Below are 13,660 nucleotides of genomic sequence, written 5' to 3'. Positions count from 1 at the left end.
AGAGAGGTCCTGTTAGTGTGTCGTGCAGGACGGGCGCAGGAGGACCGCTTGCGCCCGCGGTTTTAATGTCGCGTGTTGTGTCGAAGCGGATCAGGTGCGAGCCGAGCCGCGCTGGCGATAGCGGTCGAGCGCCACGGCGCCGACGATCACCAGCCCCTTGATGATGTATTGCCAGATGTCCGATACGCCCAGCAGCACGAGGCCGTTGGTGAGCACCGCGATGATGAGCGCGCCGATCAGCGTGCCGATGATCGAGCCCACGCCGCCCACGAAGCTCGTGCCGCCGAGAATCACGGCCGCGATGGCGTCGAGTTCGTACGATTGACCCAGTTGCAGGCCGTTGGCCGCATAGAGCCGCGCGGCCGACATCACGGCGCCCAGCCCCGCGAGGAGGCCCGACACCGCGTAGACGAACATTTCGATCGCCCACACCTTGATGCCCGAGAGGCGCGCCGCTTCGGGATTGCCGCCCACCGAATAGATATGCAGGCCCAGCACGGTACGGCGCAGCACGAACCACGAAGCCGCCACCACCACGAGCGCGATGATCACGAGCCAGGGCACGCCGAGCACCGAGCCATTGCCGATAAACGCGAACGAGAGTTGCGGATTGAAGATCGTGGTGTCGTGGCCCATCAGCCGCGCGATGCCGCGCACTGCCGTGAGCGAGCCGAGCGTGACGATGAAGGGCGGCAGACGCAGCAGCGAAATCAGCGCGCCGTTGATGACGCCGAAGCCCAGACCCACGCCCAGCGCGGCCGGAATGCCCAGCCAGCCCATGCCCACGATGGTGGACCCCAGCATGGCCGCGACGGCGGCAGCGGCGAGAATCGAGCCTACCGAAAGATCGATGCCGCCCGTGAGAATCACGAAGGTCATGCCGGCGGCCAGCACGATATTGATCGAGGCCTGCTGTGTCACGATCGACAGATTCTCGAAGGTGAAGAAGCCGTCGTTCAGCAGTCCAAAACCGATGCACAGGAGCACCAGCACCGGCAGCATGCCCGCCGTGCGCATGAGGGATTTCATGCGCGCGCGATGGCCGTCGATGGCCTGGCGCGCCTGCTGCGCTTGCTGTTGGGTGCCCTGGGTGCCCTGTGCGGCATCGGCGGGGGTGGCCGCGACGCCGTGGCGGGGAAGAATGCTTTTCATGATGTCGTGCTCCTCAATATCTCTTCGACGGACGCGTTTTTGTGTGCTTTTGACTGGCGCTTCAGGCGGCTTCGTCCAGCGTGCCCTGCGAGCCGGTGGCGAGTTCGATGATGGCCTCCTGGCTGATGGGCTTGCCGGTATAGCCGCCCAGTTCTCCGGCGAATTCACCTTCGCGCATGACGAGCACACGGTCGGCCACGCCGATGATCTCGGGCAGTTCGCTCGAAATCACGATGATGCCCACGCCGGTTTTGGCCAGGTCGTTGATGATGCGGTAGATCTCCGACTTCGCGCCGATATCGACGCCACGGGTCGGCTCGTCGAGGATCAGCACGCGCGGCTTCGTTTCCAGCAGGCGCGAGAGCAGGACCTTTTGCTGATTGCCGCCCGAAAGCGCACCTACGTTCACGCGCGGGCTGGGCACGCGAATCGACAGCGCGCGGATCGAATCCTTCGCGCGCGCCGAGCCGCGTGCGAGATCGAGCACGCCGAAGCGCGCATCGCGTCCCGCCACGGCCACGTTGATGTTGTCGCGCACGCTCATGTCGAGAAAGAGGCCCTGGTGCTTGCGGTCCTCGGTCAGATAGACGAGACCTGCATCGATGGCGTCGCGCGGCGTATGCACGGCGAGCGTGCGCCCGTCGATGGCGATGTCGCCGCGTGCGCGCGGCTCCGCGCCGAAAATCAGGCGTGCGAGTTCGGTACGGCCCGCGCCCACGAGCCCCGCGATGCCGAGCACTTCGCCTGCATGCAGGTCGAGGCTGCAACCGCGCACGCGCCTGTCGTCGGCGACATCGCGCACGGTGAGCACGAGCTTGCCCGGATCGTAGGGCGCGTGCGCCTTTTTGTAGAACCCCGAAATATCGCGGCCCACCATCATGCCGACGAGGCTTTCCGCGCTGAGTTCCTCGCGCATCAGCGTGCCGACATAACTGCCGTCGCGCAGCACCGATACGCGATCGGACAGTTCGTAAATTTCGGCCATGCGATGGCTGATGTAGATGATCGCGAGACCTTCCTCGCGCAATTGCAGGATCAGCTTGAAAAGACGCTCCGTTTCGCGCGAGGAGAGCGGTGTGGTCGGTTCGTCCATCACGATGATGCGCGCTTCGGTGTGCACGGCGCGGGCGATTTCCACCAACTGGCGTTCGGCGATCGACAGCGAACCCACCAGCGTGGTCGGCCCGAAGGTCGCGCCCAGACGCGTGAGCACGTCCTCGCAGCCGCGCTCCATCGCCGCGCGATCGACCACGCCGAAGCGGCGCCCGCCCTTGCGCAACTCGCGGCCAGCATAGATATTTTCGGCCACGCTCAGGTTGGGCGCGAGGCTCAGTTCCTGATAGATCACGGCCACGCCCAGTTCGCGTGCAGCCAACGGCCCGTCGATCGCAACGGTCTTGCCGTCGAGCAGGATCTGGCCGCCGGGATCGGCCTGATAGGCGCCCGAGAGAATCTTCATGAGCGTGGACTTGCCCGCGCCGTTCTCGCCCATCAGCGAATGAATCTCGCCGGGCCAGACCGACAGGCGCACGTTGTCGAGCGCGCGCACGCCGGGAAAGGTCTTGCTGATGCCCCGCATTTCCAGCAGCGGGGGCGTCGACTCAGAGCGCGACATGGCTCACCTCCTGGGCTTGCGCCTGCATTTGCATTAGGTTCTGCGATGTTGTCTGCATCGTGGCGGCGGCGCCCATCAAGATGCCCGCCCGCGGCGAAAAGTTGAAGAACATGGGCAGCGTGGCCGCGCCGAGCGCGCCCGCATCGGGGCCGAAGGTGCCGCGCACCAGTTCGGGCGTGCCGCGCGCCTCCGGTGCGGTGGCCGCGACGGCCCAGCGCAGACGTTCCATCAGCGTGTCGATGAGGCCCGCGTCCACGTCGGCGTCGAGCACCACGGCGGGCACGTCGAGCACGCACAGCGCCGAGCGCAGCGCGGGCGCGAGCGCGTCGATGCAGTCGTCGAGCCACTCTTCGACGGCCGGATGGCCGCCGGCGATGTGGCCTTCGATATCGGCGCGGCTTTCGACGCGCGCGCCGCGATATTGCAGGTGTCGGCGCAGCGCGATCAGCGAGGCGCGCGAGAGCAGGATGTCCCACTTGCCGTCGGGCTGATACGCCGAGGGCAGGGTGCTGGGGGGCACCGGCATCACGGCGAAATCGCCCGCGTTGCCCGTCAGGCCGCGCACGCAGTCGCCGCCGACGGCAATGCCGCCGCCAATCGCAGGCCCCAGAAAGAGGTACAGGAAGTCGTCGCGCTGACGCCCGCAGCCGTAGAAGATTTCGGCGATGGCGGCGGCGTTGCCGTCGTTCTCGCTGAACACGGGCAGTCCGAGTGCATGACCCAGTTCGCCCGCGAAATCGACTTCGCTCCAGACGCGGAAGTTGTCGCTGGGCAGGCCCAGCTCGCGCAGCCAGCTGCCGAGGTTGTACGGCTGCGCCACGCCGATGCCCGCCAGACGCTTGCGCTCCTCTTTATCCAGTAGTCCTGATAGTTCGCGGATGTCGTGCTGGACGATTTCCTGGGCTTGCGCGGGTTGGGGCAGCAGCATGTCGTGCGAACGGCGCGCGATCATCTGGCCCGCGAAGTTCACGAGTACGGTTTCGATGTTGGTCCGGTCCAGGCGCACGCCGATCGCGAACGCGCCGCGCGGCGAAAGCCGCAGCAGCGAGGCGGGCTGGCCGCGTCCGCCGTCGAGGCGCCGTCCGCTCAACTCGATCAGGCCGCTTTGCATCAGCGACGTGATGATGCTGCCGACCGCCGTGCTGGTGAGATTCGCAAGGCGGGCGAGATCGGCCTTCGACGCCTCGCCGGCGCGCCGCAGCGCCTGCAGCAGCAGGCGCTCGTTGAAGCGGCGGACATTGGCGGAATTGCTGCCCTGACCCACATGCGGACTTCTCACGCGTCTCCTCCGGGGGCGTCGCCTGTCTTTCAGGTCTTTCGACCGCGTGGGCGACTAAATAAATCAAGTTGATTTATTTAATGCCGGAAAGCGTCGTATGTCAGCCTGGGGAAATCCCGGCGATTGACCCGCGCGAAGAATCGATAGCGATGCCGCCCTCGGTACCCATGGCGCTCAGCCATCGCGAAACGACAAGCTATACGCATTGAGCGCAGGCACGCTGCCCAGATGCGCATACAGCATCTTCGATGCCTTACGGCGCTCCGGTGTGTATGGACGATGGGTTATTCCGTTGCGATAGAAGGATGATAGAAACGCACGCGCAAATGAGCTTTCGAAATAAATATCGATTGCTGTGAGTGCATGGAGGATTCAGCCGACAATTTTTTGTTCTCCAGGCGGTCGTATCGCGCAATGAAATCAAGTCGAAGTGCGGTCTCCGCCACGCCCGCCTGCACGCGGCCATGGCGGGCAGTGCGCGCGTGTTACCGGTCTCAGGGTTATCGCGGATGCTTGTGTTCGGGGGCGCTTTTAGAATCGCTTTTAGAGTGATTGACTGCCAATATAGTGATCTCGTTCGTCCCTGGAGTTTTCGATGCCTCGTTTTGCCGCCAATCTGTCCATGATGTACACCGAGCACGCGTTTTTAGACCGTTTCGCGGCGGCGGCGCGTGATGGTTTCGAGGCGGTCGAATATCTGTTTCCCTACGAGCACGCGCCCGAAGCGTTGAAGGCGCGGCTCGATGCCGCGGGTCTCGCGCAAGTGCTGTTCAACGCCCCGCCGGGCGACTGGGCCGCGGGCGAGCGCGGTATCGCCTCGTTGCCGGGCCGCGAAGACGAATTCCGCCGCGGCATCGATCAGGCGCTCGCCTACGCGCGCGTGCTCGGCAATCGCAAGCTGCATGTCATGGCGGGCATCGTCGCATCGCCGGATGCGCGCGCGGCGCAGCGCGAAACGTATCTGCGCAATCTCGCCTTCGCGGCGCAGGCTGCCCAGGCCGACGGCGTCACGATCCTGATCGAGCCGATCAACACGCGCGACATGCCCGGTTATCTGCTCAACCGCCAGGATGACGCGCACGCCGTCTGCAAGGAGATCGGCGTGTCCAATATCCAGGTGCAGTTCGACTGCTATCACTGCCAGATCGTCGAAGGCGATCTCAGCGTGAAGCTCGAACGCGATATGGCGGGCATCGGCCATATCCAGATCGCCGGCGTGCCGGAGCGTCACGAACCCGATCGTGGCGAGCTCAACTATCCCTGGCTGTTCGAGCGCATCGATGCGCTCGGCTATACCGGCTGGATCGGCTGCGAGTACCGTCCGCGCACGACGGCGTCGGCGGGTCTCGGCTGGATCAGGCCTTGGCTGCCCGCGCGCGGCTGACTTTTTTCTGCGCGCAGGTCGGCTTCAGTCGTCGCAGTTCCCACAGGCATGAACGGAGCAATCGAACATGAAAGTGCTGATTACCGGTGGTGCGGGGTTTCTGGGGCAACGTCTTGCGCGCGATCTGCTCGCGCGCGGCGCGTTGCGCAAGACGGTGGGCAATGGCGGCGCGCCCGAGCCGATCACCGAGCTGGTGCTGCTAGACACGACGCCCGCGCAGGCGCCTGACGATGCGCGCGTGCGCGTCGAAACCGGCGATGTCGCGGATCGCGCGCTGCTGGAGCGCCTGATCGATACGGACACGGCCGTGGTTTTCCATCTGGCCGCGATCCTGAGCGCGGAGGCCGAAGCCGAGTTCGATCTCGGCTTGCATATCAACCTCGACGGCACGCGCGCGCTGCTCGAAGTCTGCCGCGCGCGCGGGCATTGTCCGCGCCTCGTGTTCACGAGTTCGGTGGCGGTCTATGGCGGCGATCTGCCCGAAGAAGTGCAGGACGATACCGCGCTCGATCCGCAGTCGTCGTATGGCGTGCAGAAGGCGATGGCCGAACTGCTGATCGGCGATTATTCGCGGCGCGGTTTCGTCGATGGCCGCGTGCTGCGGCTGCCGACTGTCGCCGTGCGGCCGGGACGCCCGAGCGGCGCGGCATCGTCGTTCGCAAGCGGCATCGTGCGCGAGGCGCTCAACGGCGAGACCGCGGTGTGCCCGGTGAGCGGCGCCACCGCTATCTGGCTGCTGTCGCCGCGCAAGGCGGTGCAATGCCTCGTGACGGCCAGCGAGATCGAAGGGGAGGCGCTGGGCACGCGGCGCATCGTCAATCTGCCGGGCGTCTCCACGACCGTCGATGAAATGATCGAGGAACTGAGCAAGTTCGGCGGCGCGAAGGCGGTGGCGCGCGTGGACTGGGCGCCCGACGAGGTGATCGAGCGCATCGTCAGCAGTTGGCCGGCGCGCTGGAACGATGCGCGAGCGAAGAAGCTGGGCTTTACGGGCGACGCGTCGTTCCATGCCATCGTCAAGGTCTACGTGGAAGACGAATTGCCCTGGGCGGAAAAAAAGCGCGCATGAACCGAAACGACTACGAAGTGCACGACGCGCGCTTTCGCTCGCTGATTCAGGCGAACGCGCCGCTGGAAAAGATCGCCGACGGTTGCCTCTGGACCGAAGGGCCGGCGTACTTTCCGGCGGCGGATATGCTCGTGTGGAGCGACATTCCGAACAACCGCATGATGCGCTGGGCGCCTGGCATGGGCGTGGGCGTGTTCCGCGCCAACGCGAATTTCAGCAATGGCAACACGCGCGACAACGAAGGCCGGCTCGTGAGTTGCGAGCACGGCCGGCGCTGCATCTCGCGCACGGAACACGACGGCAGTGTGGTGGTGCTGGCGTCCCACTACCAGGGCCGGCGCTTCAACTCGCCGAACGATCTGATTGTCGATACGCAGGGCACGATCTGGTTCTCCGATCCCGACTACGGGATCATGAGCGACTACGAGGGCTTTCGCGCCGAAGGCGAGATCGGCGGCTGCCACGTCTATGCGCTCGCGCGCGGCGAGGACGGTCAGTACGAAGTGCGCCGCGTGGCGGACGATTTCGTGAAGCCAAACGGCCTGGCGTTTTCGCCCGACGAGTCGCGGCTGTATATCGCCGATTCGGGCGCGTCGCACGTGGAGGGCGGGCCGCGCCATATCCGCGTGTTCGACGTCGAGGGTGGCGCGCCGCGTACTTTGCGCAATGGCCGCGTGTTCATCGAAATGTCGAGCGGCGTGCCGGACGGCTTTCGCGTGGACGAACACGGCAACGTCTGGACCAGCGCCGAGGACGGCGTGCACTGCTATTCGCCGCAGGGCGAACTGCTCGGCAAGATCCTGCTGCCGGAAGTGGTGTCGAACCTCACGTTCGGCGGCCTTAACCGCAACCGGCTTTTCATTACCGCGACGTCGTCGGTTTACTCGGTCTACGTGGGCGTGCGTGGCGCTTCTGGCGCGCGACGGTAAATGTGCTTGAAGCCGGGCAGGTCTTACCAGCACTTTCACATCCCCTTGAATCGATCCGCATAAAGCCGGCTTACCACGAGCCGCGCTTCATGGCCGTGCAGCCGCAGCGTGAGCTTGCCGGCCTCGTCGCGCGAGGCGCTCGCGATCGCCTGGGCGCGCACGACCGTGCCGCGATGGATCTGCCAGAACGCCTGCGCATCGAGCCGTTGCAGCAGATCTCGCAACGACAGGCGGATCAGGTGCTCGCGCTCCGTCGTGACGACACGCACGTATTTGTCGGCGGATTCGAAATACAGCACGTCATCGACGGGAATCATCGTGATCGTGTTGCCCGCGCTCGCCTGGATCATGCGCAGCGGTTCCGTGCCAGGCGCGGCTCCTTCGTTCGCGATGCCGAGCAGGCCGCGAAGTTGTTCCACCAGCGGTTCCAGCTTGTCCGGCCCGGCGCCGCGTCGCGCCAGCGCTGCCTGAAGCCGCTCGCAGGTGCGCGCAAGCCGTTCCGTCTGCACCGGCTTGAGTACATAGTCGAGCGCGGCACGCTCGAACGCGCGCACGGCGTACTCGTCGTAGGCCGTGACGAATACGATGAGCGGCGGCGCACCGGCGGTAGCGCCATCGGGCCAGTCCTCGGCGAGTGCTTGCGCGGCGTCCAGCCCATTCATGCCCGGCATGCGGATGTCGAGAAACACGATGTCGGGGCCGAGCGCAAGGCTCTCGCGCACGGCCGACGCCCCGTCGCCCACCGTCGCCACGACGCGCAGTTCGGGCCAGAGCCGTTGCAACTCGGCTTGCAGATGGGCGGCCAGCAGGGGTTCGTCTTCGGCGATCAGGGCGGTGGCTTGCATGGTCGTCTCGCGCTTAGATTGGGGTGGACCCGGCGATTGGCAGCCGCACGATGGCGAGCGCGCCGCCGCGGCCGTCGTCGGGCTCGGTCAGCGTGAGCTGTGCGGCGTGGCCGTAGAGCGCGGCCAGCCGCTCGCGCACCTGGCGCAGGCCGAAGCGTGTGCCGTCAGCGGGCGACGCGTGCAGGCCAGCGCCCGTGTCGCGCACGCTCAGGATCAGCGTCGCGCCTTCGCGGCGGGCGGCGACTTCGATTGCGCCGCCCGCGATGTTCGGCTCCAGGCCGTGCTTGAGCGCGTTTTCCACCAGTGGCTGCAGCAGCAGCGGCGGCACCGGCAGCGCGCCCAGCGCGTCGGGCAGGTCGAGCGTGGCGCGCAGCCGTGGACCCATACGCACCTGCATCAGTTCGAGATAGTCGCGCACGCGCGCGAATTCCGCCGTGAGCGCGTGCGCGTCCGAGCGCGAGGCATCGAGCGTCGCGCGCAGGAAGCCGTTCAGATGATCGAGCATTGCCTGTGCGCGGGGCGGATCGCTGCCGATCAGCACGCGCAGGTTCGCAAGCGTGTTGAACAGCATATGCGGTTCGAGTTGCGAGACGAGCAGCCGCAACTGATTCTCGGCGGCCGCGCGCAGCGCCGTTTCGGTGCGGGCCTGCATCGTCGCGAGCTGGCCGCGCGCGTAGAAGAACCAGGTGCAGCCGAGGGCCAGCGCGAACGATGGGCCGAAGGTCGGCAACAGCCCGGTGTCGCCGCGAAAGAACGCGAGCGGATCGCGGTGCACGCCCGTGAGCCGGTCACCGAGCGCATGGCCCGCGAAGTAGCCGACCACCACCGAGAACACGAGCCACGGCGTCATCAGTTTCCAGCCCGGCCATGTGCGCTGGACGGCGGCTGCATCGGCTGGGTTGGCTGTATCGGCAACGGTGGCGGATTGGCGCTGAACAAGCGCCGCGAGTCCGTAGCGGCCCGCTTCGATCAGCGCCTGGATGCATAGCGTGATGCTGAAGGAGTATTTGAGATTCGACACGAACGTCTCGTGCGCAAGCGTGCCGAAGAACACGGTGCTGATCGCGCCGATGGGAATCGCGATGCGAACTTCGCGCCAGAGCCAGGCGAGCGCGTTGCGGTAGGGTGGCATGTCGCAGTCCGGAGTCGGTGCTCTACGAGAGGGGGCGCGGCGCGCCGGTGGTCCCGGCATGAGCGGATTGTAGCGCCAGGCCTGCTGCTTATCGGAGCGCGGCGTCCTGTGCGAGCACGTCGCGGGCGATGCGCCACATCGCATAGCCGCGCGAGAGGAACACGCCGCTGAACGCGCCGTAGGCAAGCCCGGTGAGGCAGGCGAAATTCACATTGTCCACGCTGGCGGGATGCATCGCGAGCGTCGCCCCTATCGCGAATTTCGCGCAGAAAAGACCCAGATAAAGCGCGAGCGGCAACCAGCTGCCCGGCACGATCAGGCATTGCTGTGCCGCCGACCAGCGCACGCCGCGCCATGTGTCTTGCGTCGTCATCACGCAAAACACGGCGCCGGCTCCCAGCGCCCAGGCCGCGAGCGCGAGCGGTTGATGCGCGAAATCCGAAGCCACGCTGTAAAGCGAGAACACGGTCATGACAAGCGGTAGCGAGGTGGCGCTGCGCAGCGAGCGTCGGCTCGGCACGCTTTGGCGTACGCCGAGGACGATCAGGGCGATGAGCGCGCCCCAGACCCAGTGGGGCGTGTGTTGAATCAGGTTGGCATACATGGCGACGACCTCCGTGGTATGCGGGTTGGGCTACTGAGCAAGCGATGTTTCTATGCCGCTCATGGTCGGGCCGCGCCGGGCGTTGCGCGAGGCGATTGCGACGGACGGGCGGCCGGCGTCGCGAAACGCCGTCCTGAAGGCGTGAAGTGCGCCGCCCTATTAGGGTGCGATAACGCCAGACGCCGGTGCGCCCACACTCGGTCAAGGCGACGCGCGAGCGTATGATGCGGTGTCGCGCGCAGGCGCTCTTTCCGGACTTCTCCCGCATTTTTCAGGCATGCAACTTCCCGGCTCTACCGTTCCTATTTCGCTCGTACTCGGATTTCTTGCCGCCGCCGGTGCGCGGCCCGAAGTGGTGGAGCGCTATCTGGCGGAGGCGGGCATCCCCGGGGAACTGCTGAACGAACCCGGCGCGCGCGTGACCGAGGAGCAGTTCTCCACGCTCTACCGTATGCTGGCGATCGAGCTGGACGACGAAATGCCGGGCGTCTTCAGCCGGCCGTTTCGCAGCGGCACGCTCAAGTTTCTCTGCCTGAGCCTGCTGGACGCGCGCAACCTGGAGACCGCGCTGCATCGCTTCGGCCAGTTCTTCCATATCGTGCTCGACGACTTTCGCCTCGAATCGCGGCGCAGTGCGTTGCTTGCGCAAGTGGAGCTACGCCCGCATCCCGCCTTTGGGCCGATCAGTCCTTTGGGGCAGGAGCTGATGCTCAAGCTCGCGCATGGCGTGTCGTCCTGGCTGATCGGCCAGAAGATTCCGTTTCTTCAGGTCGATCTGGCCTGCGAGCGCCCGGCGCACGCGCACGATCATCGCTACTTCTTTTCCGGCCCGGTGCGTTTTGGCTGCGAGACGGCGCTGTTTCGCTTCAGCGCGGCGTATCTCGACATGCCGATCCGGCAGAGCAAGCGCAATCTGCGCCAGTTTCTGGCGCGCTCGCCCGGCGACTGGATCTTCGAATCGTTCAGCGAGCAACTGGTGAGCCATCAGGTGCGCCAGTACCTGGCGAGCACGCTGCCCGATCTGCCGACCATCGAGGCGGCCTCGGACCATTTGCATTGCTCGGTGCGTACCTTGTGCAGACGGCTCGCGTCGGAGGACACGTCGTTCCAGGCGCTCAAGGACGAATTGCGCCGCGACGTGGCGATCCAGCGCCTGACCGACACTCAGGACACGATCGCGGCCATCGGCGCCGACATCGGCTTCGACGATCCCAGCGCCTTTCATCGCGCCTTCCGGCACTGGACCGGCAGCACGCCCGGCACTTACCGCGGCCGCGATTGATGCGCAACCACCCTTGCGGGTGGGTTGGGCGTGCAAGACACCAGGTTCAACCCTGGTTACCCTTTTATTCAGGCGCTCGTCAGGCAGAACGTGGCCAGATTTGTCACTAGATGGGCCGGTTTGGACAGTCCGGCGCAGCCCCTTTGCCGCTACGATTGGCCGGACATTGACCTTGCTGCATCGGCCGGTGCGTCCGCCAAAACGTCGCGACGCAGCCGCACAGCAGCAGGGCTTCCCTGATCCATCGCGTGATTGAAAGGTTCGCCATGAGCTTTACTGCCCCCGTCAAGGACATGCTGTTCGTACTGAAAGAGCTGGCCGGCATCGACGATGTCGCCGCGCTGCCCGGCTACGAAGATGCCGGCTTCGAGACCGCCCAGGCGGTGCTGGAAGAAGCCGCGAAGCTCAGCGGCGAAGTGCTCGCCCCGCTGAACGTAGAGGGCGACCGCGTGCCTAGCAGCTGGCGCGACGGCGAAGTCACGGCAACGCCGGGCTTCAAGGCCGCGTTTGCGCAATTCGCCGAAGGCGGCTGGCAAGGTTTGCAACATCCGACCGAATACGGCGGCCAGGGTCTGCCCAAGCTGATCGGCACGCCATGCAATGAAATGCTCAACGCGGCGAACCTGTCGTTCGCGCTGTGCCCGCTGCTCACCGACGGCGCGATCGAGGCGCTGCTCACGGCCGGCACCGAAGACCAGAAACAGCGCTATGTGCCGAAGCTCATCTCGGGCGAATGGACCGGCACGATGAACCTGACCGAGCCGCAGGCCGGTTCCGACCTCGCGCTGGTCCGCTCGCGCGCCGAGCCGCAGGCGGACGGCTCGTACAAGGTGTTCGGCACCAAGATCTTCATCACCTGGGGCGAACACGACATGGCCGAAAACATCGTCCATCTCGTGCTGGCGCGCGTGCCGAACGCACCCGAAGGCGTGAAGGGCATCTCGCTCTTCATCGTGCCGAAATTCCTCATCAACGAAGACGGCACGCTGGGCGCGCGCAACGACGTGCATTGCGTGTCGATCGAGCACAAGCTCGGCATCAAGGCCAGCCCGACGGCGGTGCTGCAATACGGCGACAACGGCGGCGCGATCGGCTATCTGATCGGCGAAGAGAATCGCGGCCTCGAATACATGTTCATCATGATGAATGCGGCGCGCTTCGGCGTGGGCACGCAGGGCGTGGCGATCGCCGAGCGCGCTTACCAGCAGGCCGTGGCCTACGCGAAGGAGCGCGTGCAAAGCCGCCCCGTCGATGGCTCCGCCAAACAGTCCGTGACGATCGTGCATCACCCGGACGTGCGCCGTATGCTCGCGACCATGCGCTCGATGACCGAAGGCGCGCGCGCGCTTGCTTACGCTGCGGCGGCCCATGCCGATATCGCGCATCGCCACGCCGACGAAGCGGTGCGCGCGCGTCATCAGGCGATCTACGAATTCCTCGTGCCGATCGTGAAGGGCTGGAGCACGGAGATGGCCAACGACGTCACGAGTCTGGGCGTGCAGGTGCATGGCGGCATGGGTTTCATCGAGGAAACCGGCGCGGCCCAGCACTATCGCGACGCGCGCATTCTCGCGATCTACGAAGGCACCACGGCGATCCAGGCGAACGACCTGATCGGCCGCAAGACCGCGCGCGACGGCGGCGCGGTGGCGAAGGCGCTGCTCGACGACGTGGCGCAGACCATCGCGGCGCTGAGCCACGCCGACGGCGCGGCGGCGGCATCGGTGCGCACGCAGCTCGAACAGGGTGCGCAGGCGCTGTCGCGCGTGGTGGATTTCGTGCTGGAAAACGTCAAGCGCGATCCGAATGCGGTGTTCGTCGGCAGTGTGCCTTATCTGAAGCTCGCGGGCATCGTGCTGTGCGGCTGGCAGATGGCACGCGCGCTGCTGGCGGCGCAACGCAATCTCGCCGACGATCCTGCGTTCTATGGCGCGAAGATCGCGATGGCGCAGTTCTACGCCGAGCATGTGCTTTCGCAGGCCGGCGGCCTCGCGACGGCGGTGCTGGCCGCGCGCGGCGATGAAGGCGTGCTCGCGCTCGCCGAAGAGCAGTTCTGATTGTGCTGGAGCCGCGGCCCGATACGGGCCGCGCTCCGGTAGATGGGGGAGACACAGCATGAATGCGAATAAAGCAAACGCAGACGCAAACGATTGGATCGCGCAATACGGCCCACGCGAATCGATGGAATACGACGTGGTGATCGTCGGTGGTGGTCCGGCTGGTTTGTCGGCGGCGATCCGCTTGAAGCAGCTTGCCGCCGAAAAGGGCGCCGAAATCGGCGTGTGCGTGCTGGAAAAAGGCTCTGAAATCGGGGCGCATATCCTCTCGGGCGCGGTCATGGATCCGCGCGCGATCACCGAACTCTTTCC

Annotated in this window: 12 protein-coding genes; 6 read left to right on the top strand and 6 right to left on the bottom strand. The window is 65.8% G+C overall.

The annotated features are described in order from the left end of the window. Positions 1-90 precede the first annotated feature (90 nt). The 3 genes from B0G62_RS29475 to B0G62_RS29465 all read right to left on the bottom strand — a co-directional run bounded on the left by B0G62_RS29475 (position 91) and on the right by B0G62_RS29465 (position 4,046). Complete coding sequence (locus B0G62_RS29475; protein WP_103707701.1) at positions 91-1,152, bottom strand: ABC transporter permease subunit; 1,062 nt, start codon at positions 1,150-1,152, stop codon at positions 91-93. 61 nt (positions 1,153-1,213) lie between these two features. After that, on the bottom strand, positions 1,214-2,767 hold the full coding sequence (locus B0G62_RS29470) for a sugar ABC transporter ATP-binding protein (protein WP_103707700.1): 1,554 nt from the start codon (positions 2,765-2,767) through the stop codon (positions 1,214-1,216). Further along, on the bottom strand, positions 2,754-4,046 hold the full coding sequence (locus B0G62_RS29465; protein ID WP_103707699.1) for an ROK family transcriptional regulator: 1,293 nt from the start codon (positions 4,044-4,046) through the stop codon (positions 2,754-2,756). The genes B0G62_RS29470 and B0G62_RS29465 overlap by 14 nt, the downstream gene beginning before the upstream one ends. A gap of 595 nt (positions 4,047-4,641) precedes the next feature. Here B0G62_RS29465 and otnI point away from each other — a divergent pair. The 3 genes from otnI (at position 4,642) to B0G62_RS29445 (ending at position 7,428) form a co-directional block, all read left to right on the top strand. Further along, entirely contained in the window at positions 4,642-5,430 is a 789-nt protein-coding gene (gene otnI, locus B0G62_RS29455) for a 2-oxo-tetronate isomerase (protein WP_103707698.1), read from the top strand. A 67-nt stretch (positions 5,431-5,497) separates the two neighbouring features. Further along, positions 5,498-6,499 (top strand): D-erythronate dehydrogenase, encoded by a 1,002-nt coding sequence (gene denD / locus B0G62_RS29450; protein ID WP_103707697.1) that lies wholly within the window; start codon positions 5,498-5,500, stop codon positions 6,497-6,499. Beyond that, on the top strand, positions 6,496-7,428 hold the full coding sequence (locus tag B0G62_RS29445) for an SMP-30/gluconolactonase/LRE family protein (protein WP_103707696.1): 933 nt from the start codon (positions 6,496-6,498) through the stop codon (positions 7,426-7,428). The genes denD and B0G62_RS29445 overlap by 4 nt, the downstream gene beginning before the upstream one ends. A 35-nt stretch (positions 7,429-7,463) precedes the next feature. Here B0G62_RS29445 and B0G62_RS29440 read toward each other — a convergent pair whose 3' ends face one another. The 3 genes from B0G62_RS29440 to B0G62_RS29430 all read right to left on the bottom strand — a co-directional run bounded on the left by B0G62_RS29440 (position 7,464) and on the right by B0G62_RS29430 (position 10,009). Next, entirely contained in the window at positions 7,464-8,273 is an 810-nt protein-coding gene (locus tag B0G62_RS29440) for a LytR/AlgR family response regulator transcription factor (protein WP_103707695.1), read from the bottom strand. 13 nt (positions 8,274-8,286) lie between these two features. Beyond that, the gene (locus B0G62_RS29435) at positions 8,287-9,405 is read right to left on the bottom strand and encodes a sensor histidine kinase (protein WP_103707694.1); all 1,119 of its coding nucleotides are present in this window, start codon (positions 9,403-9,405) and stop codon (positions 8,287-8,289) included. 88 nt (positions 9,406-9,493) lie between these two features. After that, positions 9,494-10,009 carry a DUF6622 family protein gene (locus B0G62_RS29430; RefSeq protein ID WP_103707693.1) on the bottom strand — a complete coding sequence of 172 codons (516 nt, stop codon included), beginning with the start codon at positions 10,007-10,009 and terminating at the stop codon, positions 9,494-9,496. Between the two features lie 277 nt (positions 10,010-10,286). Between B0G62_RS29430 and B0G62_RS29425 the strand changes: the two genes are divergently transcribed. The 3 genes from B0G62_RS29425 to B0G62_RS29415 all read left to right on the top strand — a co-directional run. Further along, positions 10,287-11,291 carry an AraC family transcriptional regulator gene (locus B0G62_RS29425; protein WP_103707692.1) on the top strand — a complete coding sequence of 335 codons (1,005 nt, stop codon included), beginning with the start codon at positions 10,287-10,289 and terminating at the stop codon, positions 11,289-11,291. A 266-nt stretch (positions 11,292-11,557) separates the two neighbouring features. Then, positions 11,558-13,348, top strand: a complete 1,791-nt coding sequence (locus tag B0G62_RS29420) for an acyl-CoA dehydrogenase (protein WP_103707691.1) — start codon at positions 11,558-11,560, stop codon at positions 13,346-13,348. Positions 13,349-13,406: 58 nt separating this feature from the next. After that, positions 13,407-13,660 (top strand): NAD(P)/FAD-dependent oxidoreductase (locus B0G62_RS29415; RefSeq protein WP_146055382.1); only part of this gene is annotated, 254 nt, incomplete at its 3' end.

The organism is Paraburkholderia eburnea (genome assembly GCF_002917095.1).
GTDB classification, from domain to species: domain Bacteria; phylum Pseudomonadota; class Gammaproteobacteria; order Burkholderiales; family Burkholderiaceae; genus Paraburkholderia; species Paraburkholderia eburnea.
Note: the sequence above shows the minus strand (reverse complement) of the source record. Positions and strands in the feature narration are given on the sequence as shown.

Coding starts and splice junctions, on each gene's coding strand:
- B0G62_RS29475 (WP_103707701.1), bottom strand. CDS start 1,152: ATGAAAAGCATTCTTCCCCGCCACGGCGTCGCGGCCACCCCCGCCGAT.
- B0G62_RS29470 (WP_103707700.1), bottom strand. CDS start 2,767: ATGTCGCGCTCTGAGTCGACGCCCCCGCTGCTGGAAATGCGGGGCATC.
- otnI (WP_103707698.1), top strand. CDS start 4,642: ATGCCTCGTTTTGCCGCCAATCTGTCCATGATGTACACCGAGCACGCG.
- denD (WP_103707697.1), top strand. CDS start 5,498: ATGAAAGTGCTGATTACCGGTGGTGCGGGGTTTCTGGGGCAACGTCTT.
- B0G62_RS29445 (WP_103707696.1), top strand. CDS start 6,496: ATGAACCGAAACGACTACGAAGTGCACGACGCGCGCTTTCGCTCGCTG.
- B0G62_RS29440 (WP_103707695.1), bottom strand. CDS start 8,273: ATGCAAGCCACCGCCCTGATCGCCGAAGACGAACCCCTGCTGGCCGCC.
- B0G62_RS29435 (WP_103707694.1), bottom strand. CDS start 9,405: ATGCCACCCTACCGCAACGCGCTCGCCTGGCTCTGGCGCGAAGTTCGC.
- B0G62_RS29430 (WP_103707693.1), bottom strand. CDS start 10,009: ATGTATGCCAACCTGATTCAACACACGCCCCACTGGGTCTGGGGCGCG.
- B0G62_RS29425 (WP_103707692.1), top strand. CDS start 10,287: ATGCAACTTCCCGGCTCTACCGTTCCTATTTCGCTCGTACTCGGATTT.
- B0G62_RS29420 (WP_103707691.1), top strand. CDS start 11,558: ATGAGCTTTACTGCCCCCGTCAAGGACATGCTGTTCGTACTGAAAGAG.